Origin of the sequence: Streptomyces sp. CS113, from assembly GCF_002188365.1 — a bacterium.
Taxonomy (GTDB): Bacteria; Actinomycetota; Actinomycetes; order Streptomycetales; family Streptomycetaceae; genus Streptomyces; species Streptomyces tendae.
This window is the reverse complement of record NZ_KZ195574.1, coordinates 3,273,906-3,296,172: the sequence shown is the minus strand read 5'-3', so window position 1 is coordinate 3,296,172 and position 22,267 is coordinate 3,273,906. Positions and strand designations below refer to the sequence as shown.

At 72.7% G+C, this 22,267-nt stretch carries 18 protein-coding genes; 7 read left to right on the top strand and 11 right to left on the bottom strand.

The window, feature by feature from the left end; all coding sequences use genetic code 11:
- The first annotated feature begins 401 nt into the window (after nt 1–401).
- The 5 genes from B9W62_RS14195 to B9W62_RS14175 all read left to right on the top strand — a co-directional run bounded on the left by B9W62_RS14195 (nt 402) and on the right by B9W62_RS14175 (nt 8,080).
- On the top strand, nt 402–1,895 hold the full coding sequence (locus tag B9W62_RS14195) for a xanthine dehydrogenase small subunit (protein ID WP_087807538.1): 1,494 nt from the start codon (nt 402–404) through the stop codon (nt 1,893–1,895).
- Nucleotides 1,892–4,309, top strand: coding sequence for a xanthine dehydrogenase molybdopterin binding subunit (gene xdhB, locus B9W62_RS14190; RefSeq protein WP_087807537.1), 2,418 nt, complete (start codon nt 1,892–1,894; stop codon nt 4,307–4,309). Before B9W62_RS14195 ends, xdhB begins: the two co-directional genes overlap by 4 nt.
- A 1-nt stretch (nt 4,310) precedes the next feature.
- Nucleotides 4,311–5,120, top strand: a complete 810-nt coding sequence (xdhC, locus tag B9W62_RS14185; RefSeq protein ID WP_087807536.1) for a xanthine dehydrogenase accessory protein XdhC — start codon at nt 4,311–4,313, stop codon at nt 5,118–5,120.
- A 283-nt stretch (nt 5,121–5,403) separates the two neighbouring features.
- The gene (locus B9W62_RS14180; RefSeq protein ID WP_087807535.1) at nt 5,404–5,907 is read left to right on the top strand and encodes a nucleoside deaminase; all 504 of its coding nucleotides are present in this window, start codon (nt 5,404–5,406) and stop codon (nt 5,905–5,907) included.
- Between the two features lie 130 nt (nt 5,908–6,037).
- Nucleotides 6,038–8,080, top strand: coding sequence for a thioredoxin domain-containing protein (locus B9W62_RS14175; RefSeq protein ID WP_179235485.1), 2,043 nt, complete (start codon nt 6,038–6,040; stop codon nt 8,078–8,080).
- 27 nt (nt 8,081–8,107) lie between these two features.
- Here the strand turns inward: B9W62_RS14175 and B9W62_RS14170 are convergent, their stop codons facing one another.
- The 4 genes from B9W62_RS14170 to B9W62_RS14155 form a co-directional block, all read right to left on the bottom strand.
- Nucleotides 8,108–8,458, bottom strand: a complete 351-nt coding sequence (locus B9W62_RS14170; protein ID WP_143665462.1) for a hypothetical protein — start codon at nt 8,456–8,458, stop codon at nt 8,108–8,110.
- A gap of 49 nt (nt 8,459–8,507) precedes the next feature.
- Entirely contained in the window at nt 8,508–9,239 is a 732-nt protein-coding gene (locus tag B9W62_RS14165) for a Mut7-C RNAse domain-containing protein (RefSeq protein ID WP_087807532.1), read from the bottom strand.
- Between the two features lie 33 nt (nt 9,240–9,272).
- Nucleotides 9,273–9,920 (bottom strand): acyl-CoA-like ligand-binding transcription factor, encoded by a 648-nt coding sequence (locus B9W62_RS14160; RefSeq protein WP_087807531.1) that lies wholly within the window; start codon nt 9,918–9,920, stop codon nt 9,273–9,275.
- A gap of 136 nt (nt 9,921–10,056) precedes the next feature.
- The gene (locus B9W62_RS14155; RefSeq protein ID WP_087807530.1) at nt 10,057–10,761 is read right to left on the bottom strand and encodes a PAQR family membrane homeostasis protein TrhA; all 705 of its coding nucleotides are present in this window, start codon (nt 10,759–10,761) and stop codon (nt 10,057–10,059) included.
- Nucleotides 10,762–11,047: 286 nt separating this feature from the next.
- Between B9W62_RS14155 and B9W62_RS14150 the strand changes: the two genes are divergently transcribed.
- A complete protein-coding gene (locus B9W62_RS14150; RefSeq protein WP_087807529.1) occupies nt 11,048–12,877 on the top strand; it encodes a phosphoenolpyruvate carboxykinase (GTP) in 1,830 nt (609 codons plus the stop codon).
- A gap of 187 nt (nt 12,878–13,064) precedes the next feature.
- Here B9W62_RS14150 and B9W62_RS14145 read toward each other — a convergent pair whose 3' ends face one another.
- From B9W62_RS14145 to B9W62_RS14120, 6 genes are all read right to left on the bottom strand, one after another.
- Nucleotides 13,065–13,670, bottom strand: coding sequence for a hypothetical protein (locus B9W62_RS14145; protein WP_179235484.1), 606 nt, complete (start codon nt 13,668–13,670; stop codon nt 13,065–13,067).
- Nucleotides 13,657–15,240: a vWA domain-containing protein gene (locus B9W62_RS14140; RefSeq protein ID WP_087807528.1), complete on the bottom strand. Its 1,584-nt coding sequence runs from the start codon at nt 15,238–15,240 to the stop codon at nt 13,657–13,659. The genes B9W62_RS14145 and B9W62_RS14140 overlap by 14 nt, the downstream gene beginning before the upstream one ends.
- Nucleotides 15,237–16,430 (bottom strand): toxic anion resistance protein, encoded by a 1,194-nt coding sequence (locus B9W62_RS14135; RefSeq protein ID WP_256976341.1) that lies wholly within the window; start codon nt 16,428–16,430, stop codon nt 15,237–15,239. Before B9W62_RS14135 ends, B9W62_RS14140 begins: the two co-directional genes overlap by 4 nt.
- An 89-nt stretch (nt 16,431–16,519) precedes the next feature.
- Complete coding sequence (locus B9W62_RS14130) at nt 16,520–17,599, bottom strand: substrate-binding domain-containing protein (RefSeq protein WP_087807526.1); 1,080 nt, start codon at nt 17,597–17,599, stop codon at nt 16,520–16,522.
- 209 nt (nt 17,600–17,808) lie between these two features.
- Nucleotides 17,809–18,231 (bottom strand): SCO4983 family protein, encoded by a 423-nt coding sequence (locus tag B9W62_RS14125; protein ID WP_087807525.1) that lies wholly within the window; start codon nt 18,229–18,231, stop codon nt 17,809–17,811.
- Nucleotides 18,232–18,303: 72 nt separating this feature from the next.
- Entirely contained in the window at nt 18,304–19,515 is a 1,212-nt protein-coding gene (locus B9W62_RS14120; RefSeq protein ID WP_003973993.1) for a pyridoxal phosphate-dependent aminotransferase, read from the bottom strand.
- Between the two features lie 235 nt (nt 19,516–19,750).
- Between B9W62_RS14120 and B9W62_RS14115 the strand changes: the two genes are divergently transcribed.
- A complete protein-coding gene (locus B9W62_RS14115; RefSeq protein ID WP_087807524.1) occupies nt 19,751–20,596 on the top strand; it encodes a S1 family peptidase in 846 nt (281 codons plus the stop codon).
- Nucleotides 20,597–20,645: 49 nt separating this feature from the next.
- On the opposite strand, the gene B9W62_RS14110 is transcribed toward B9W62_RS14115, so the two are convergent.
- Nucleotides 20,646–22,256, bottom strand: a complete 1,611-nt coding sequence (locus B9W62_RS14110; RefSeq protein ID WP_087807523.1) for an N-acyl-D-amino-acid deacylase family protein — start codon at nt 22,254–22,256, stop codon at nt 20,646–20,648.
- Nucleotides 22,257–22,267 lie beyond the last annotated feature (11 nt).

The following is a 22,267-nucleotide window of genomic DNA, read 5'->3' as shown; positions in this document are numbered from 1 at the left end:
GGGGTGGTTCGCACCGGCCGCGGAAAACGACGCATTCCGCTCTTGACCCCCGGTGACCCCACCCACTAATTTTCGAAGGAAGCAGACCCATGACTACCGACAGGAGGCGACCGGCAGATGTACACGAACTCTGACCTGAGCCGCCTCGCCCGCCGCACGGTGTGGGTTTCGGGTCGGGTCGCGCACGGCTGCTGACACGCCGTTCCGCCGTGCTCTCGCGCGGCACATTCCGGGTTTTCCCGCACTTTCTCCCCGTCACGGCATGCCCCTGTCGCGTGCCGTTCCGCGCTCGCTGATTCTCACGCGGCGCGTCCGAACACAGAAGGCTGCCCGAAATTGGCGAACATGATGAATCGACCTGCCCCGAATCGGCCCGCCCCGCGTCGAAATGAAGGTCTGTCATGGTGACGGCACGAATCACCGTCAACGGAAAAGAAGCACCGATCGCCCCCGCCGCACCCCACACCACGGTGCTCGACTTCCTGCGCGAGCGCGGCCTCACCGGCACCAAGGAGGGCTGCGCGGAGGGCGAGTGCGGCGCCTGCTCGGTCCTGGTGGCCCGCCCGGGGGTGAACAAGCCCACCGACTGGGTGCCGGTCAACGCGTGCCTGGTGCCGGTCGCGGCGCTCGACGGGCAGGAGGTCGTCACCTCCGAGGGCCTCGCCACCGTCGAGGCGCCCGGCACGCCGCCCGTCCTGCACCCGGTGCAGGAGGAGATGGCGGTCCGCGGCGGCTCCCAGTGCGGCTACTGCACGCCGGGGTTCGTATGCAGCATGGCGGCCGAGTACTACCGGCCCGACCGCTGCGCGCACGCGGACCGGGGCCCGGACGCGACCGCCGGCGCCGACGACGGCGACAGCGGCGACGCCGAGCACGGTCCGAACGGCTTCGACCTGCACGCGCTCAGCGGCAACCTGTGCCGCTGCACCGGCTACCGGCCGATCCGCGACGCCGCGTTCGCCGTCGGCACGCCCGCAGACGAGGACCCGCTGGCCCGGCGCCGCGAGCAGGACCCGCCCGCGCCGGTCGCCACCGAGTACCGCCAGGACGACAGCGCCTTCCTGCGCAGGAGCACCCTGGCCGAGACGCTGCGGCTGCTGCGCGAGCGGCCCGACGCGGTGGTGGTCGCGGGCAGCACCGACTGGGGCGTCGAGGTCAACATCCGCTCCCGCAGGGCCGATTGCGTGGTCGCCGTCGACCGGCTGCCCGAACTGCGGGACCTGCGGGTCGAGTCCGACCACGTCGAGATCGGGGCGGCGCTGACCCTCACCGAGATCGAACGCCGCCTCGACGGCACCGTGCCGCTGCTGGCGCAGCTGTTCCCGCAGTTCGCGTCCCGGCTGATCCGCAACGGCGCGACCCTCGGCGGCAACCTGGGCACCGGCTCGCCCATCGGCGACAGCCCGCCCGTACTGCTCGCGCTGGAGGCGTCGCTGGTGCTCGCCGACGCCGACGGGGAGCGCGAGGTCCCGCTGGCCGACTACTTCACCGGCTACCGGCAGAGCGTGCGCCGTCCCGGTGAGCTGATCCGCGCCGTGCGCGTTCCGCTGCCGCTGTCGCCGGTCACGGCCTTCCACAAGATCGCCAAGCGGCGCTTCGACGACATCTCCAGCGTGGCGGTCGCCTTCGCGCTCGACGTCGAGGACGGCACCGTCCGCAAGGCGCGCATCGGACTCGGCGGCGTGGCCGCCACCCCGGTCCGCGCGCTCGCCACCGAGGCCGCCCTGGAGGGCCTGCCGTGGACCACCGGCACCGCCGAGGCCGCGGCCGAGGTGCTGCGGGGCGAGGGCACGCCGATGAGCGACCACCGCGCCAGCGCCCGCTACCGGGCCGCGATGCTCGGCCAGAGCCTGCTGAAGCTGTACGCACAGACCACCGAGGCGGTGCCGTCATGAGCCATCTGTCCGAGCGTCCCGAGAAGCCCGTCGTCGGCGTCTCGATGCCGCACGAGAGTGCCGTCCAGCACGTCACCGGTGCCGCGCTGTACACCGACGACCTGGTCCAGCGCACCAAGGACGTGCTGCACGCCTACCCCGTCCAGGTGATGAAGGCCCGCGGGAAGATCACCGCCCTGCGCACCGGGCCCGCCCTCGCGGTGCCCGGCGTGGTGCGGGTGCTGACCGGCGCCGACGTGCCCGGCGTCAACGACGCCGGTATGAAGCACGACGAACCGCTCTTCCCCGACGAGGTCATGTTCCACGGCCACGCGGTCGCCTGGGTGCTCGGCGAGACGCTGGAGGCGGCCAGGATCGGCGCGGCGGCCGTCGAGGTGGACCTCGACGAGCTGCCCTCCGTGATCACGCTCCAGGACGCCGTCGCGGCGGACAGCTACCACGGCGCCCGGCCCGTCATGACGCACGGCGACGTGGACGCGGGCTTCGCCGACTCGGCACACGTGTTCACCGGGGAGTTCCAGTTCTCCGGCCAGGAGCACTTCTACCTGGAGACGCACGCGGCGCTGGCCCAGGTCGACGAGAACGGGCAGGTGTTCATCCAGAGCAGCACCCAGCACCCGTCCGAGACCCAGGAGATCGTCTCGCACGTGCTCGGGGTGCCCGCCCACGAGGTGACCGTGCAGTGCCTGCGGATGGGCGGCGGCTTCGGCGGCAAGGAGATGCAGCCGCACGGGTTCGCGGCAATCGCCGCGCTCGGGGCCAAGCTGACCGGCCGCCCGGTGCGGTTCCGGCTCAGCCGCACCCAGGACCTCACCATGTCCGGCAAGCGGCACGGGTTCCACGCCACGTGGAGGATCGGCTTCGACACCGAGGGCCGCATCCAGGCCCTCGACGCCACGCTGACCGCGGACGGCGGCTGGAGCCTGGACCTGTCCGAGCCGGTGCTCGCCCGCGCGCTGTGCCACATCGACAACACCTACTGGATCCCGCACGCCCGTGTCGCCGGGCGCATCGCGAAGACCAACACGGTCTCCAACACCGCCTTCCGCGGCTTCGGCGGACCGCAGGGCATGCTGGTGATCGAGGACATCCTGGGGCGCTGCGCGCCGCGGCTCGGCCTGGACGCCAAGGAGCTGCGCCAGCGCAACTTCTACCGGCCGGGCCAGGGCCAGACCACCCCGTACGGGCAGCCGGTCACCCAGCCCGAGCGGATCGCCGCCGTCTGGCAGCAGGTCCAGGACAACGGCCACATCGCCGACCGCGAGCGCGAGATCGCCGCCTTCAACGCCGCGCACCCGCACACCAAGCGGGCCCTCGCGGTCACCGGCGTCAAGTTCGGCATCTCGTTCAACCTCACCGCCTTCAACCAGGGCGGCGCGCTGGTGCTGATCTACAAGGACGGCTCCGTCCTGATCAACCACGGCGGCACCGAGATGGGCCAGGGCCTGCACACCAAGATGCTCCAGGTGGCCGCGACCACGCTGGGCATCCCGCTGCACAAGGTGCGCCTCGCCCCGACCCGGACCGACAAGGTGCCCAACACCTCCGCCACCGCCGCCAGTTCCGGAGCGGACCTGAACGGCGGCGCGGTGAAGAACGCCTGCGAGCAGCTGCGCGAACGGCTGCTGCGGGTGGCCGCCTCGCAGCTCGGCTCGAACGCGTCGGACGTGCGCATCGTCGAGGGCGTCGCGCGCACCCTGGGCAGTGACGAGGAGCTGGCCTGGGACGACCTCGTCCGCACCGCGTACTTCCAGCGGGTCCAGCTCTCCGCGGCCGGCTACTACCGGACCGAGGGGCTGCACTGGGACGCCCAGACGTTCCGGGGGGCGCCGTTCAAGTACTTCGCCATCGGCGCCGCCGCGACCGAGGTGGAGGTGGACGGCTTCACCGGCGCGTACCGCATCCGCCGGGTGGACATCGTGCACGACGTCGGCGACAGCCTGTCCCCGCTGATCGACATCGGCCAGGTCGAGGGCGGGTTCGTGCAGGGCGCGGGCTGGCTGACCCTGGAGGACCTGCGCTGGGACACCGGCGACGGCCCGAACCGCGGCCGCCTGCTGACCCAGGCCGCCAGCACCTACAAGCTGCCGAGCTTCTCGGAGATGCCCGAGGAGTTCAACGTCACCCTCCTGGAGAACGCCACCGAGGAAGGCGCGGTGTTCGGGTCCAAGGCGGTGGGCGAGCCCCCGCTGATGCTGGCGTTCTCGGTGCGCGAGGCGCTGCGGCAGGCGGCCGCCGCGTTCGGGCCCAAGGGGACGGCCGTCGAGCTGGCCTCGCCCGCCACCCCGGAGGCGGTGTACTGGGCGATCGAGTCGGCCCGGCAGGGCGGCACCGCCGGGGAGGACCGCGTCCGCGACACAGCGGCCGTCGGCGGCGCGGCCCGCACCGGCGTGGAAGCGCTGAGCGGTGCCTGACATGACCTGGATCGCCGCGGTCGCGCGGTTGCGGGCACGCCGGGAGCCCGGCGTGCTGGTGACCGTCGCGACCGTGCGCGGGCACGCCCCGCGCGACGCCGGGGCGAAACTCGTCGTGGGGCGGAGCGGGACCTGGGGCTCGATCGGCGGCGGCAACGTCGAGGCCGTCGCCATCGACCGGGCCCGGGAGATGATCGCGGCGGCCGAGCCGGAACCGGAGCTGCTCGACTTCGCGCTGAACGACAAGGTGACCAACCGGCACGGCGTGCAGTGCTGCGGCGGCACCGTCGCGGTCCTGCTCGAACCGCTGCCGGTGGTCCGGGCGGTGGCGGTCTTCGGCGTCGGGCACGTCGGACTGGAGCTGGCGCGCGTTCTGGCCCGTCAGGACCTCGACCTCCACCTGATCGACAGCCGCGCCGACATGCTCACCGAGGAGCGCCTCGGCGTGCTGGGGGATGCGGTGGCGCAGGTGCACACGCACCACACGCCGCTGCTGCCGGAGGAGGTGCTGGCCGAGCTGCCGCCCGGCACCCACGTCCTGATCATGACCCACGACCACGCCGAGGACGCCGCCCTGTGCGACGCCGCGCTGCGCACCGGCCACCTCGGGTCCATCGGGCTGATCGGATCGGCGGCCAAGTGGGCGCGTTTCCGCAAACGCCTGGCCACCGAGGGCGGCCACGACGACTCCGTCATCGACCGGATCAAGACCCCGATCGGGCTGGCCGACATCACCGGCAAGGAGCCCGCGACCATCGCGGTGAGCGTCGCGGCGGACCTGCTGCGGACCTTCGAGGCCGACGGGGACTGACCCCCGCCGGGGCGGGAGTGCGGGCCTTGTCCGGTCCAGTCGGGCCCTCGTCCGGTCCATGTCGGGCACTCGTCCGGTCCCTTGTCCGGCCCAAAGTCCGGCCCGTGTCCGGCCCTCGTAGGAATCTACGAAGCAGCGGTCGCGGCCAGTCCGTAGTTCATGTTTTCGGCCCCTGGCCGGGTCTCGTCGGCGAGCTGTGTACTGCTCCTACGCATCCTCCCCGTGAAGCGCACAGGCCCGCACGCCGTACTCCCGCACGCTGCCCGCCCAAGAAGGAGCACGCATGACCACCGACACCCTCGAGACCGGCATCCGCGAGTTCGAGCGCGCCTGGATGGACAAGGCCATCGAGCTCGCCACCACCAGCGTCCGCGACGGCGGCGGCCCCTTCGGCGCCCTGATCGCCAAGGGCGGCGAGATCGTCGCCCTCGGCAGCAACCAGGTGACCGCGGGCCTCGACCCCACCGCACACGCCGAGGTCAGCGCCATCCGCGCCGCCTGCAAGGCACTCGACACGTTCAGCCTGGAGGGCTGCACCCTCGTCACGTCCTGCGAGCCCTGCCCGATGTGCCTCTCCTCGGCCCTGTGGGCCCGCGTGGACCGCCTCGTCTTCTCCGCCGACCGCCACGACGCCGCCGTGGCCGGCTTCGACGACCGCAAGTTCTACGACCTGTTCGAGAAGCGGCCGCAGGCGAACTGGCCCATGACCGTGGAACACCTCGACCTGCCCCACCGCACCCAGCCGTTCGACGCCTGGATCGCCAAGACCGACCGCGTCGACTACTGAGCACAGGCCTCCCCGAGGCTCCGGCTGCCCCGTCCGGGCGTCCTGCCCGTCCGTACGTCCTGCCCCGTCCGTGCGCCCCTCCACCCGTGGCGTATGGGCGGGGCAGCGGCGCGTGCGCAAGGATGGAGGCATGCCCAACCGACTTGCGCAGGCGACGTCCCCCTACCTCCTCCAGCACGCGGAGAACCCGGTCGACTGGTGGCCGTGGGAGGCCGAGGCGTTCGAAGAAGCCCGGCGGCGCGGTGTCCCCGTGCTGCTGAGCGTCGGCTACAGCGCGTGCCACTGGTGCCACGTCATGGCGCACGAGTCGTTCGAGGACGGGCCCACCGCCGAGTACCTCAACTCGCACTTCGTGAGCGTCAAGGTCGACCGCGAGGAGCGCCCCGACATCGACGCCGTCTACATGGAGGCCGTGCAGGCGGCGACCGGGCAGGGCGGCTGGCCCATGACCGTGTTCCTCACTCCGGACGCGGAGCCCTTCTACTTCGGCACCTACTTCCCGCCCGAGCCCCGGCACGGCATGCCCTCCTTCCGGCAGGTGCTCCAGGGCGTCCAGCAGGCCTGGGCCGAACGGCGCGACGAGGTCGGCGAGGTCGCCGGGAAGATCGTCCGGGACCTCGCCGGGCGGGAGATCTCCTACGGCGACGCCCAGGCACCGGGCGAGGAGCAGCTCGGGCAGGCGCTGCTCGGACTCACCCGGGAGTACGACGCGCAGCGCGGCGGGTTCGGCGGGGCGCCGAAGTTCCCGCCGTCCATGGTCATCGAGTTCCTGCTGCGCCACCACGCCCGCACCGGCGCCGAGGGCGCCCTCCAGATGGCGGCCGACACCTGCGAGCGGATGGCCCGCGGCGGGATCTACGACCAGCTGGGCGGCGGCTTCGCCCGCTACTCCGTGGACCGCGAGTGGGTCGTGCCGCACTTCGAGAAGATGCTGTACGACAACGCGCTGCTGTGCCGCGGGTACGCCCACCTGTGGCGGGCCACCGGGTCGGACCTGGCCCGCCGGGTCGCTCTGGAGACCGCCGACTTCATGGTGCGGGAACTGCGCACCGCCGAGGGCGGGTTCGCCTCCGCGCTGGACGCCGACAGCGACGACGGGACCGGGAAGCACGTCGAGGGCGCCTATTACGTGTGGACGCCCGCCCAGCTCACCGAGGTCCTCGGCGCCGAGGACGCGGAGCTGGCCGCGCAGTACTTCGGCGTGACCCAGGAGGGCACCTTCGAGCACGGCGCCTCCGTGCTGCAACTGCCGCAGCAGGAAGGTGTCTTCGACGCCGCGCGGATCGCGTCGGTGCGGGAGCGGCTGCTCGCCGCGCGGGACGGCCGTCCCGCCCCGGGCCGGGACGACAAGGTGGTCGCCGCCTGGAACGGCCTGGCGATCGCCGCGCTCGCCGAGACCGGCGCCTACTTCGAACGACCCGACCTGGTCGAGGCCGCCGTCGCCGCCGCCGACCTGCTGGTCCGCCTGCACCTGGACGAGCAGGTCCGGCTCACCCGCACCAGCAAGGACGGCCGGGCCGGTGCCAACGCCGGGGTGCTGGAGGACTACGCCGACGTGGCCGAGGGCTTCCTCGCACTGGCGTCGGTCACCGGCGAGGGCGTCTGGCTGGACTTCGCGGGCTTCCTGCTCGACCACGTCCTCGTCCGCTTCACGGACGAGTCCGGCTCGCTGTACGACACCGCGGCCGACGCCGAGCAGCTGATCCGCCGCCCGCAGGACCCCACCGACAACGCCACCCCGTCCGGCTGGAGCGCCGCCGCGGGCGCCCTGCTGTCGTACGCCGCCCACACCGGCTCCGCACCCCACCGCACCGCCGCCGAACGCGCCCTCGGCGTGGTGAAGGCGCTCGGCCCGCGCGTCCCGCGCTTCATCGGCTGGGGACTGGCGGCCGCCGAGGCGCTGCTCGACGGCCCCCGCGAAGTCGCCGTGGTCGCGCCGGAGCCGGCCGACGGCGCGGCGCGCGGGCTGCACCGTACGGCGCTGCTCGGTACCGCGCCGGGAGCGGTGGTCGCCTTCGGCACCGAGGGGAGCGACGAGTTCCCGCTGCTCGCCGACCGGCCGCTGGTGGGCGGGGCGCCGGCCGCGTACGTCTGCCGGAACTTCACCTGCGACGCGCCCACCACCGACCCGGACCGCCTGCGCACCGCACTGGGCGCCGCCCCGGCTGGCTGAGACGGCGCGCCGGGCCCACCGGGGGCGTCAGGCGCCGGCGAGGATCAGCGCGGCCAGCGTGAGCTGCGTGCCCCATTGCAGGACCACGGCCGCGCACCTGGCGGGCGCCCACCGGGTGCGGGGCCAGGCCAGGGCCACCGCGCCCAGGGCGGCCGAGGCCCAGAAGCACGCCCACAGCGCCCCGCCGGGAACGCCCGAGCACTGCTCGCCGTAGGTCAGGCAGCGGCCGCCGCGCTCGGAGGCGAGCACGACGAGCCACGCGAGGACGACGGTCGGCAGGAGCAGGACGAGTCCGGCCACGGCGCCGGTGGTCAGGGCGCGGGCGGAGAGCCGCGCGTGGGTGAGCTGCGCGGAGGGAAGCCGGGAGGCGGTGGTCATGCCGACCATCACACCGTGCGGCCCGGCCGCCGGTGATCGGCCGAAGTGCTCAACCGTCCTGAGTACTCCTGCTCACGGCGCGCTCCACGATCGCCTCCAACTGCTCGTGGTGCGCGCCCCGCCAGTAGGCGCGGCCGCAGGCGGTGCACTGGGCGAAGACGTCGTACGAGCGCCGGGTGCCGCCCTCGAGCTGCTCCGCCACCTCTTCCTTGGTGGCCGTCCTGAGCAGTCCGTTGCAGGCGGTGCACCGCGTCCAGGGGCTGAGTGCGGGCCGGAACCGGTCCAGGACCTCCTGGAGCTGCTCCTCGGGGCGGGTGCTGTAGACGTAGGCGCCGGCCCACAGCTCGCGGCGGCGCAGCAGGCCGCGGTCGCGGCTGAGCAGGACCCGCTTCTCGGCCGCGGACAGCGCGGCGAGCGCCGGGTCGCCGAGGTCCGTCGACTCGTACGCCGTGTCCACGCCGAGCAGCCGCAGCCGGCGGGCGAGGGTGCCGAGGTGCACGTCGAGCAGGAACCGCAGCGGAGCGCCCGGGACCCGCTGGGGGTGCCGGACGGGCCGTACGCGCACCGACTCACCGCCCGCCGGGACGTGGCCGGGCGGCACCTCGCGGCCGTCGACGAGCAGGGTGCCCACCTCGGTCAGCGGCACGCCGAGGGACTCGACGAGGTGGCCGAGGGTGGAGACGCCGTCGGTGGCCGTGCGGGCGGTGCCGGTGGGGCGGGCGCGCGGGACGAACAGGTGCAGCTCGGGGGCGAACTCGACGTGGATCTCGGGACCGTTCACCCGGTCAGGATGCCACGGGGCGGGGTCCGGGCCTCAGTCTTTTCGGGCACCTTCCCGGAGGGCGGGCAACCCGTTCTCCAGGGTGTCCAGGGCGCGGTCGACCAGCTCGGCCAGGCTTTCCTCGTGGTCGTGCTCGGCCCAGTACCGCGAGACCTCCATCAGACCGCCGACCAGGGACATCGACACGATCCTGACTTCGAGGCCGGCCGGGTCGAGGCCGGTGCGCTCGGCGATGGCGCGGGCGAGCACCCGGCCGGTGGCCGACATGTTCTCCAGCATGCGCGAGCGCACCGCGGGCACCTCGGCCAGCAGTCGCGTCCGCAGCCGGGTCAGCTCGGCCTCCTCGCCGGCACCGAGGTCGAGCGCCTTGCGCAGGACGTGCCGCAGGGAGGCCGACCACGGCTCGCCCGCGGGCCGGGCGGCCAGTTCCGCGGCCATGAGCGGGTCGTACTCGTCCGTGAGGACGATGTCCTCCTTGGCCGGGAAGTAGCGCAGCACGGTCGACGGCGACACCTCGGCGCGCTCGGCTATCTGCTCGACCGTCGTGGCCGCGTACCCCTGCTCACGGATCAGTCCGTAGGTCGCGGCGCGGATCGCCTCACGGGTCTTGGTCTTCTTCCGTTCCCGCAGCCCCGGCCGCGGGACGTCGGCGGGGGAGAGGGCGGAACGCGCGGCGGCCATACGGCCATTGTCGGCCACGAGGCGGCGGCCGGGCGACCGTGCGACCGCCGGGCGACCGTGCGGCGACGGATGCGGCGCGGCGACGGATCGCGGCGGCGGATGCGGTGCGACGACGCGGCGCGAGACCCGGTGGCGGCTAGTACGCGACCAGCGAGATCCCCACGTAGTGCGCGATGAAGGCGGCCAGCGTGAAGGAGTGGAACACCTCGTGGAAGCCGAACCAGCGCGGTGACGGGTTGGGACGCTTGAGGCCGTAGATCACGCCGCCCGCGCTGTAGAGCAGGCCGCCGACGATCACCAGGACCAGGACGGCGATGCCGCCGGCCCGCATGAACTCGGGCAGGTAGAAGACGGCCGCCCAGCCCATGGCGAGGTAGCAGGGGGTGTAGAGCCAGCGCGGGGCGCCGACCCAGAAGACGCGGAAGACGATGCCGGCCGCGGCGGCCGCCCAGATGCCCCACAGCAGCCACTCGCCCTTGGCGCCGGGCAGCAGCAGCATCGTGAGCGGGGTGTAGGTGCCCGCGATGATCAGGAAGATGTTGGCGTGGTCGAGGCGGCGCAGGACGCCGTCCATGCGCGGACTCCAGTCGCCCCGGTGGTAGAGCGCGCTGACGCCGAACAGCAGGCAGGCGGTGAGGACGTAGACACCGCAGGCTATGCGGGCCTCGGACGTCTCGGCGAGCGCGGTGAGCACCAGTCCGGCGACCAGGACGGCGGGGAACATGCCGAGGTGCAGCCAACCGCGCAGCTTCGGCTTGACCGGATGCGGGAGGGAGAGCGCGACGGGCCCGCGGCCGTCGGCCGGCAGGTCCCTGGGCGCGTCGGGGACGGACGCAGTCATGGGCGCATCGTACCTACGGTTCCGTAAGTTACGTATCAGTACGGACGTATGACGAACGGCGAGTGGCCATCGTCTCACGGGTGACCCGGTGCGGCACCTCCGGTCCGGACACGTGGCGATCCTCACGCCGCTCAGTTGTGACGCCCTCTGGACAGATGGGCGCACACGTCGGATGATCAAATGAGTGCGGTCGACACCGGATGAGCGCCCACGAGGCAGACGTCACGCGTCCGGGTCGCAGCCCCCACGGGGCCTCCAACAAAAAACCCCTCATCTAGGAGCAATCGTGGCGCGCGACATCGCGGCTCCCCCCGTCCCCACCGACCACCAGGAACTGATCTCGTGGGTGAACGAGATCGCCGAACTGACCCAGCCGGACGCAGTGGTCTGGTGCGACGGATCCGAGGCCGAGTACGAGCGCCTGTGCGGGGAGCTCGTCGAGAAGGGCACCTTCCGCAAACTCGACCCGATCAAGCGCCCCAACTCGTACTACGCGGCTTCCGACCCCACCGACGTCGCGCGCGTCGAGGACCGGACCTTCATCTGCTCCGCCAAGGAGGAGGACGCCGGGCCGACCAACCACTGGAAGGACCCGGCCGAGATGCGGGAGATCTTCCGGGGCACCGGCGGCGAAGGCGGCCTGTTCCGCGGCTCCATGCGCGGCCGCACCATGTACGTCGTGCCCTTCTGCATGGGCCCCCTCGGCTCGCCGCTCTCCGCGCTCGGCGTCGAGATCACCGACTCCGCGTACGTCGCCGCCTCCATGCGCACCATGACTCGCATGGGGCAGCCGGTCCTGGACGAGCTGGGTGAGTCGGGCTTCTTCGTCAAGGCCGTGCACTCCGTCGGCGCCCCGCTGGAGCCCGGCCAGGCGGACGTTTCCTGGCCCTGCAACAGCACCAAGTACATCTCGCACTTCCCCGAGGACCGCGAGATCTGGTCCTACGGCTCCGGCTACGGCGGCAACGCCCTGCTCGGCAAGAAGTGCTACGCCCTGCGCATCGCCTCCGTCATGGCCCGCGACGAGGGCTGGCTCGCCGAGCACATGCTGGTGCTGAAGCTGACCCCGCCCACCGGCGCGCCCAAGTACGTCGCCGCCGCCTTCCCGTCGGCCTGCGGCAAGACCAACCTCGCCATGCTGGAGCCCACGATCTCCGGCTGGACCGTCGAGACCATCGGCGACGACATCGCCTGGATGCGCTTCGGCGAGGACGGCCGCCTGTACGCCATCAACCCCGAGGCCGGCTTCTTCGGCGTCGCCCCCGGCACCGGTGAGCACACCAACGCCAACGCCATGAAAACCCTCTGGGGCAACTCGGTCTTCACCAACGTCGCCCTGACCGACGACGGCGACGTGTGGTGGGAGGGCATGACCGAGGAGACCCCGGCCCACCTCACCGACTGGAAGGGCAACGACTGGACGCCCGAGTCCGGTACGCCCGCCGCGCACCCCAACGCCCGCTTCACCACGCCCGCCGCGCAGTGCCCGATCATCGCGCCGGAGTGGGAGGACCCCAAGGGCGTGCCGATCTCGGCGATCCTCTTCGGCGGACGCCGCGCCACCGCCGTCCCGCTGGTCACCGAGTCCTTCGACTGGAACCACGGCGTCTTCCTCGGCGCCAACGTGGCCTCCGAGAAGACCGCCGCCGCCGAGGGCAAGGTCGGCGAGCTGCGCCGCGACCCGTTCGCCATGCTGCCGTTCTGCGGCTACAACATGGGCGACTACATGGGCCACTGGGTCGACGTGGCCAAGGACAAGGACCAGTCCAAGCTGCCGAAGATCTACTACGTCAACTGGTTCCGCAAGGACGACGAGGGCAGGTTCGTCTGGCCCGGCTTCGGCGAGAACGGCCGGGTCCTGAAGTGGATCGTGGAGCGCCTGGAGGGCAAGGCGGAGGGCGTGGAGACCCCGATCGGCGTGCTGCCGACCAAGGAGTCCCTGGACACCGACGGACTCGACCTCGCCGACGCCGACCTGGAGTTCCTGCTCAGCGTGGACAAGGAGGTGTGGCGCGAGGAGGCGGCGCTCGTCCCCGAGCACCTGAACACCTTCGGCGACCACACGCCCGCCGAGCTGTGGGACCAGTACCGGGCGCTGGTGGAGCGCCTGGGCTGAGCCGTCCCCACCCAGCTCCGTGGCCGGTCCGACTAGCCCTGACCCGCGAAGTCGTCACGAAGGCCGGTCACGTAGGGGGTCTTCCCGCGCTCCAGTAGCTCTTCGCACCCCGGAGCGCGGGGAAGCCCCGCTCGGGCCGGGTCCCCGCACAACGGCGTGCGACGGACCCGGCCCTTCGGCACGCGGGTCAGCTTTCCGAGCGGTCCCGCAGATACCGCGTGTGCGGCTCCTGCCGTCGGGCCTCGGCGTCCCGCAGCCGGTCCGTCAGCCGCTCCGCCTCCTCCCGCAGCAGCGCCAACTGTCGCTCCAGATGCCGCTCCGGCGGCTCCTGCCCGGGCGTCAGCCGCGTCCACCAGCGGGTCCGCACGTAGGCGTCGACGGCCTCCGGAATGTCCTGCCGCACCGCCCGCGACACGGTGTGCAGTCCCTCGGGGTCGGCCGCGAGCACCTCGGCGACCCAGCCGGGTTCCAGCAGCGCTGCCAGCAGCCCGGTCAGTCCGGCCAGCCGCTCCTCGGCGGTCTGCGGCAGTTCCACGTCCGTCAGATAGCCGCGCAGCCGGCCGAAGTCGCCGCGTACCTCCTCCAACTGGGCCGACGGGTCCGGGAAGTCGGGTAGTGCGGGCCGCTCCGGCGGGGCGAGCAGCGCGCCCGCGCCGTACAGACCCGCGACGACCACCGGCCAGTAGGGCCCCGCCGTGCCCGTGAAGGTCAGCACCAGTCCGGCCAGCCCGCAGGCGCCACCGGTCAGGTTCTTGCGGGACTCCAGGAAGCCGATGAGCCTACTGGTAGCCACGGATCTCCTCGAAGGCGCCGTCCAGCGACCCCTTCCGGGCGTCGAAGAGCCGGCCGCCGGTGAGTTCGGCGATGTGCGTCAGCTCCGCGCGGTCGGAGTCGCCGAACAGGATGGGGAACACCGGGATCTGCTGCCGCTTCTCGCTCAGCGCCGCGTAGAAGCGGTCGAAGCCGGCCGCGTCGGTGCCGGTGGTGTTCTCGCCGTCCGTCATCAGCACGACCGACGTGAACGCGTCCCGCCCGCCGCCGAGATGGTCGTACGCCTTCTCCAGCGAGGTGTAGACCGCGGTGTCGCCCTCGGCGGTCAGGCGCGCGGTGTCCCGGCGGATGCCCTCGAGACCGGACTCGGGGTCGGCCGGGTCCACCACGTGGGTCGCCACCCGCTTCACGTCCGAGCCGAACGGCATCAGCGTCACCTCCTCGCGGTCGCGGAAGTCGCCGGTGAGGGTGGTGAGCGCCGCCTTCAGCCGGGTCAGCCGCTCGCCCGCCATCGAGCCGGACGTGTCGAGGACGTACACCGTCCGGGACGGGCGGCGCAGCTCGTTCTCGTACGCGTCGAGCAGCCCGTCGGCGACGGAGCGCGAGCCGGGGGAGGGCAGTTCGCGCCGTCGGCTCGTGTCCAGCCCCGCCGCGGGCGGCACGGAGGTGAGGACCGGGCGGCGGTGCGTGGTGCGGGTGATCTCCCGCTGGATCTCCGGTGTGCGCAGCGCCTCGGCGAGGCGGCGGACGTCGCCGCGGGTCGCGTCGTCCGTCGACGCGAGGGTGGAGAGCGGGTAGTCGGCGGTGAGGACGCCGTCGGTGGGGCGGATCACGGTGAGGCCCGGGATGCCCAGCAGGACGGACTCGTAGTTCAGCAGCGCGTCCACGTTCCCGCGCCGCTCGTACGCCGCCGCCAGCCAGCCCGACGAGCCCGAGGTCAGCTGCTGCCCGGTGAAGAACTCCCGCAGTCTGGGCGTCGCCTTCGCCACGTCCGCGTCGGTGAGCGCGGACTGGGCGCCGGACAGCGCGGAGGCGACCGAGACGAGGGTGGCGAAGCCGGAGTTGGAGCGGGCCGGGTCGGTCATGCCGTAGGTGAGCTTCCCGTCGGCGACGGCTTGCTCGACCCGGGACCAGGTGACCGACCCGGGCCGCCAGCCCAGCCGCCGGGCGGTGGCGTCCTTGACGCCGATCGCTACCGGGCTGGCCATCACCGGCGTCTCGGAGACGATCCGCCCGGCCGCCTCCGGACGCAGTCGCAGCGAGTCGTTGGAGGACAGCCACACCGCGTCGTACGTCCCGTCCGTCCCGCCCCTCGCCAGCAGGTCGACGGCGTCGAGGGTGCCGATGGGGGTGAGCCGGACGGTGAGGCCGGTCTCCTCGCGGACCCGGTCGAGCACCGGCCGCATGTCGCTCAGCTCGCTGGAGGCGAGCACGCGCAGGGTGCCCGGCTCGGCGCTCCCCGCAACCCCGGGGGTCGCCGGCCCGTCCGGCCCGTCCCCGTCCCCGTCCCCGTGCGAGGTGCAGGCGGTGAGGAGGGCGAGCGCGGCGAGCCAGACGGCGAGGGCGCGTCTCGTGCGACGGCCGTGTCTCATGCGAGGCCCCCGTCCCGGGAGGTGTCCAGGGCGCCCCGTGAACGGCTGCGCTCCAGGTACGCGTTCGCTTGCCGGAGCTCACCGGTCAGGGACTCCACGGTCGCCGCCATCGCCTCCGTGGCCTGGGCCTTGTAGGAGTCGATGGTGTCGAGGGTGCGGTAGATCTGCTGGAAGGCGGCGCGCAGGGTCTCCGCCCCCACCGCGGGGTCGGCGGCGATGCGCTGGATGTCGCCGGTCTGGGTGGCGAGCATCTCCGCGTTGCCCCGGATCAGCTCCTCCGTCGTGCCGCGCAACGCGTCGACCTGCTCGACCACCTTCTTCTGGTGGTCCAGGGCGGTGGCCAGCATCACGGAGATCCGCAGCGCCGACACGGTGGTCGTGGCCGCCCGGTCGACGCCCTTGACCAGCTCCTCGTTGTTGCGGCGTACGACGTCCATCGCGAGGTAGCCCTGGGCGCACACCGCGAGCTGGGTGAGCAGGTCCTGGTGTTTCTGCCGGACCGGGAAGAGGACGTCCGCGCGCAGGGCGTCGGCGGCCTGCGGGTCGCCCGGTTCGACCCCGGCGACGTGCTCCTGCACGGCCGTGTCGAGCGCCTCGGTGAGCACGACGTACTCCTGGAGCTTGCCCATGGTCTCCCACAGGCGGACCCGCTCGGTCTGCAACGCCGCGTTGTCGCGCCGCAGTTCGTCCTGTCCGCCGCGCAGCGAGCCGACGATCCGGTTCAGGGTGCCCTGGGCGGAGGCGTACTTGGCGACGTGGTCGCGCAGCCGGTTGCCGCCGGGCAGCCGGGACAGGAGCTTGCGGCCCCTGGAGGCGGGCAGGTCGCGCGGGTCCAGGTCCTCCACCACGCGCCGCAGCTCCACCAGGGAGCCCGCCACCCGGGTCTGGGCGTCACCGCCCTGGTCGGGCAGGCTGCGTACCGTGCGTTCCAGCATGCGGTTGGACTGGGCGGCGGCGGTGCGCATCTCGGCGGCGCCGAGGCCGGTGATCTCGCCGACCTTGCCGGCGAACTCGGGGGAGCGGGCGTCGAGCGCGGCGAGTCCGTCCACGTAGGCGGCGGCCTTGCGGGCCATGTCCGCGCGGGTCGCGTCGTCGAGGGGCACGAGGCCGCCGGCCCGCTCGCGCGGTACGGGGGCGACGGGCTCGGGCGGGGTGAGAGTGAGCGTGAGGTCGTGGTCGGTGCCGGTCACGTGGCCGAATCCCCCTGTGGTCCGCTGGTGTTCCGTTGCTGGTCCGGGCGTGTTCGCCGGTGGCCGGGCCGGCCGGTGGCCGCGGGCCGTCATCCGCGCGCCCTGACGGCCATCTGGCGCAGTACCTCGGACGTGGGCACCGGCGCCTGCCGGACGCCGGTCAGCCGCTGGTTGAGATACGCGGTGTGGGCCTCGGTGGCCCGGGTGAACTCGGCGGACGCGCCCTGCGGCCGGAACCCGTGCCGCACGGCCAGCTGCCGCAGCCGCGGATCGGCCGAGAGCAGGTCGCCGAGTTCCCGTCCCGCGTCGGTGAGCGGTACGACCGTGTGGTCGCTGGTGGCGGTGGTGTCCGGGTACAGGACGACCAGGTCGGAGACGGCGTCCCCGCCCTCCGCGAGGAGCGCGGCGACCTGTGACTCGTACACCAGCACCAGCGGTTCGCCGACGCCGCTGGTGAAGTCCCGGAAGGTGGCGTCCGAGCTGGACTTCTGGGCGCCCTGGACCTGGACCAGCCTGCGCAGCAGGGGCGCCGTGCGGTCCAGGCCGGAGTCGCCCGACACCACGCGGTCGCCGTTGGCGACGTAGGAGGCGGCGGCCAGGTAGAGCGCGCCGGAGTTGGAGGTCTCCGGGTCGGTGGTCGCGACGTACAGGGTCCCGGTCAGCTCGGTGTGCTTCTCCGCGCCCTCGAGCTGCTGCCAGGTGCGGCCCGCGCGGGCCGCGTCGAGGTAGGCGTCCATCCGGAGGGTGCCGCCCCGGCTGCGGTCGAGGGTGACGAGCCCGTTCGCCGCGAGGACCGCCGCGGTGGAGCGGTGGGTCACCACGACGAGGGGCGAGTAGAAGGGCCGGGGCAGCGGCCCCCGGACGCCGTACTTGTCGGCCAGTTCGTCGGCCGGTGCCTGACTGGACGGGAAGGCGAGGTCGTAGCCCTTGAGGTCCAGCTCCTCCATGGCCCAGGACCCGGAGGTCTCGGCCCGCACGGTGTAGCCCTTGGCGGCGAGGGCCTTCACCACGTCAGGGTCGGCGAAGAACTGCGCCTTCTCCGACCCGATGACCATGCGCACGGTCTTCGTTGCCGTGCCCGTCTCCTCGTTGTCCCGGCCCGCGACGACGGCGGCCACCACGCCACCGATCAGCAGGACCGCGAGGACGATTCCAGCGATGCGTCTCACGCGGTGAGCGTGCTCCCGGAATCAGACGTTCCTGGCGGGTCCCGGTGAACGGCAGGTGACCGCCCGATACCGGTATGCAACGGGAACCGGCCACTCCGGGGCGCCGGCGGCGGCGGGCGGGTGCCGCTCCGCGTGCGGGTGTGTGGCGCCCGGTCCGCGCGTCGCTGCGGGTGCGCGCGGACCGGGGCCGTAGGGGGGCCCGGGAGGGCTCAGCCGGCCGCGAGTTCGCGCGGCTCCAGGGCCGCGGCGTGCGCGTCCATGCGCTCGGCGGACAGGATCGCGGCGGCCGTGTCGGCGCGGGAGGCCGCGACGACCAGGGCGCGCGCCGCCAGGGTGTGCGCCCGCCGGTGCAGGGCCGCCGGACGCGGCTCGGCGGGGGTGGCGGCCACGTGCAGGCGGACCGGCGCCCGACCTCCCCGCAGCCGGGTCACCTGCTCGCCGAGCCGGTCGGCCGCGATGTCCAGACCGGTGTCGGGCGTCAGCGCGCGCAGCTCGTCGGTGACGGCGAGCAGTGCCGCGAGATGACCCGCGAGCTGGATGTCCAGCTCCTCGTCCCGGGTGCGGTGGGGGAAGTCCGTGGTGCTGCCGGCCATCGTGCTGTGGACCGACTTGCTGCGGATCGGCTCGTACATGGGATGGCCTCCTGAGTGCTTCAGGAAACCATCCTACATTGGATTGAATCTAAAGTTGACGGTGTTCGGGATTCAGGGCTGGCTGTATCCGTCCAGGAAGTTCCCGATCCGGTCCACCGCTTCGCGCAGGTCGGCGGCCGTCGGCAGGGTCACCACCCGGAAGTGGTCGGGCTCGGGCCAGTTGAAGCCGGTGCCCTGCACGACCATGATCTTCTCCTGGCGCAGCAGGTCCAGGACCATCCGCCGGTCGTCCTTGATCTTGAAGACCTTGGGGTCGAGCCGTGGGAAGAGATACAGCGCGCCCTTCGGCTTCACGCAGGTCACACCGGGAATGCTGGTCAGCGCCTCGTGGGCGGCGTCCCGCTGCTCGCGCAGCCGTCCACCCGGCAGCACCAGTTCGTTGATGGTCTGCCGCCCGCTGAGCGCCGCGACCACGCCGTGCTGGCCCGGCATGTTGGCGCACAGGCGCATGTTCGCCAGGATCGTCAGGCCCTCGATGTAGGACTCGGCGTGCGCGCGCGGCCCGGAGATCGACATCCAGCCGACCCGGTAGCCGGCCACCCGGTACGCCTTCGACATGCCGTTGAAGGTGAGGGTGAGCAGGTCGGGGGCGATCGCGGCGGTCGGGGTGTGGGTGGCGTCGTCGTAGAGGATCTTGTCGTAGATCTCGTCGGAGCAGACCAGCAGGTTGTGCCGGCGGGCGATGTCCGTCAGCCCGCGCAGCATCGCGTCGTCGTAGACCGCGCCCGTCGGGTTGTTCGGGTTGATGATCACCAGCGCCTTGGTGCGGTCGGTGATCTTCCGCTCCACGTCCGCGAGGTCGGGCATCCAGTCGGACTGCTCGTCGCAGCGGTAGTGCACCGCCGTGCCGCCGGACAGCGACACGGCGGCCGTCCACAGCGGGTAGTCCGGGGCCGGGACGAGGACCTCGTCGCCGTCGTCGAGCAGGCCCTGCATGGCCATCACGATCAGCTCGGAGACGCCGTTGCCGATGAAGACGTGCTCGACGTCCGTCTCGATGCCGAGGGTCTGGTTGTGCATGACGACCGCCCGGCGCGCCGCCAGCAGGCCCTTCGCGTCGCCGTAGCCGTGCGCCGTGGAGACGTTGCGGAGGATGTCCTCCAGGATCTCCGGCGGGCATTCGAAGCCGAAGGCGGCCGGATTGCCGGTGTTCAGCTTCAGGATGCGGTGCCCGGCCGCCTCCAGCCGCATCGCCTCCTCGAGCACCGGGCCCCGGATCTCGTAACAGACGTTGGCGAGCTTGGTCGACTGGATCACCTGCATGTCCGCGAGCTTACGACCCGGTTACGACCCATGGGCCGTGTTTTCCACCACGTGAGACGGGCCCATCCGGGTGATCGCGGCCGCTCGCGGCGGGGCCCGGTGGGCCGGTTCGCGCCAACGGGCGGCCGGTTACCGGCCCTTGTCCGCACCCCTCCCCGTCATGAGAATGCCCATGACAATACGGCGCCGTCCCGGACGATCTCCGGCCGGTGCCCTCCATAGAGGGGACCCCCACATGAACAAGCCTCTCCTTGCCGCGCTCGCCACCCTGGCCGTCACCGGGGTCGGCGTGGCACCGGCGGCCGCGTCACCCGCGGCTCCCGCCTCACCCGCGGCTCCCGCCGTCCGCGCCGTGTCCTTCGCCGGGACCGTCGCGCTCAGCAACTGCTCCGGCTCGGTCGTGCGCCTGCCCGCCTCCGAGGACGACGACCCGGCGCTGGTCATGTCCAACGGCCACTGTCTGGAGACCGGTTTCCCGGCCGCCGGCGAGGTCGTCGTGGACCAGCCCTCCAGCCGCACCTTCGGGCTGCTCAACGCCTCCGGAACCCGCGTCGGCACGCTGCGGGCCAGCAAGATCGCCTACGCGACGATGACCGACACGGACGTCTCGCTCTACCAGCTCACCAGCACCTACGCCCAGATCCGCGGCTCCTACGGGATCAGCCCGCTCACCCTGAACGACACCCGTCCCGCGGCCGGCACCGCGATCACCGTCGTCTCCGGCTACTGGAAGCGCACCTACGCCTGCAACGTCGACGGGTTCGCGTACCGCCTGAAGGAGGGGGAGTGGACCTGGAAGGACTCGGTCCGCTACACCTCCGCCTGCCGGACCATCGGCGGCACCTCCGGATCGCCCGTCGTCGACAACGCCACCGGCAAGGTCGTCGCCGTCAACAACACGGGCAACGAGGACGGCGGGCGCTGCACCGACAACAACCCCTGCGAGGTCGCCGAGGACGGCACCGTGACGGTCCGCGAGGGCATCAACTACGGCCAGCAGACCTACCAGATCCCCGCCTGCTTCGGCCTCGACAGCAAGCTCGACCTCTCGCGCAGCGGTTGCGTCCTGCCCAAGCCCTGACGGCAGGGCCCCGGCCCGGCCCGGCGGGTCGCGCCGGGCCGGCCCCGGCTCAGCGCGGGACCCGGCGCACCGACCGCCCGGCCAGCACGTCGGTGCGCCGCCCGTCCTCCATCACGAACCGCCCGTCGACCAGCACGTGCGGGATGCCCGTGGGCAGGACGCGCGGGTTCTCGTAGGTGCTGCCCGCCGCGACCGTCGCCGGGTCGAACAGCACCAGGTCGGCCCGGTACCCCTCGCGGACCAGGCCGCGGTCGGGCAGCCGCAGCCGGGCCGCCGGGCGCGAGGTCAGGTGGGCGACGCACTCCTCCAGCGGGAGCACGCCCAGCTCGCGCACGTAGTGGCCCAGGTAGTGCGGGAAGGTGCCGTAGGCGCGCGGGTGCGGCTTGGCGCCCTGGAGGATGCCGTCCGAGCCGCCGGTGTGCACCCGGTGCCGCATGATCGCGCGCACGTTCTCCTCGTGGCCGACGTGCTGGAGGATGGTCGGGGCCAGCCGGTCGGTCAGGAGGAGGCGGCGGGCCGTCGTCCACGGGGTCTCGCCGCGCAGCCGCGCCGACTCCATGACCGTACGGCCGACGTACTCGCCGAGTGCGGGGTCGCCCGTGCCGGAGATCTCGATCGTGTCCCACTCCATGGGCACGCCGTGGCAGCCGTCGGAGCCGATCTCCTCGATGTGGTGGCGGATGCGTTCGGCGGTGTCGTCGTCCGACAGCCGCTTCATGATCTGCTCCGGGCCGCCCTCGCTCGCCCAGCTCGGCAGCATGGCCACGAGGGTGGTGCAGCCGGGGGTGTAGGGGTACGTGTCGAGGGTGATGTCGGCCCCGGTGGCCAGCGCGTCGTCGAGCAGCGTCAGCAGCTCGGGCGCCTTGCCCTTGTTGACGCCGAAGTTCATGGTGGCGTGGGCGAGGTGCAGCGGGCAGTCCGCCTCCCGCGTCAGCTCCACCATCTCCTCGTACGCCCGGAGCGCCCCGGCCCCGTAGGAGCGGTGGTGCGGGCAGTAGTAGCCGCCGTACGACGCCACCACCCGGCACAGCTCGGTCAGCTCGGCGTCCTTGGCGTACATGCCGGGTGTGTAGGTCAGCCCGGACGACATGCCGACCGCGCCCTGCTCCAGGCCCTCGGCGACCAGCCGCCGCATGTGCTCCAGCTCCGCCTCGGTCGCCTCCCGGTCGTCCCAGCCGACCGCGAGGGCGCGCACCGTCCCCTGCGGGATCAGGTAGGCGGCGTTGACGGCGATGCCGCGGTCGAGCCGGTCCAGGTACTCGCCGACCGACCGCCAGTCGAAGTCGACGTCGTCGCCGGGGCCGTTCCACCCGGCGATCGCGCGGCGCACCTCGCCGAGGGTGCGGTCGTCGACCGGCGCGTACGACAGCCCGTCCTGGCCGATGACCTCCAGGGTGACGCCCTGCGCGGCCTTGGCGCTGTGGTCCGGGTCCCGCAGCAGCGCCAGGTCGCTGTGGGCGTGCATGTCGATGAAGCCGGGGGCCAGGACCAGGCCCTCGGCGTCCAGCTCCCGGCGTGCCTTCGGGCGCTGGCAGCCCGAGGCGGCCGCCTCCTTGACGATCGAGACGATCCGGCCGCCGTCGACCACGACGTCCGCGCGGTACGAGTCGGCGCCGGAACCGTCGACGACGTCGGCGTCCCTGATGACCAGCTCTTCCATGCCTGACTCCT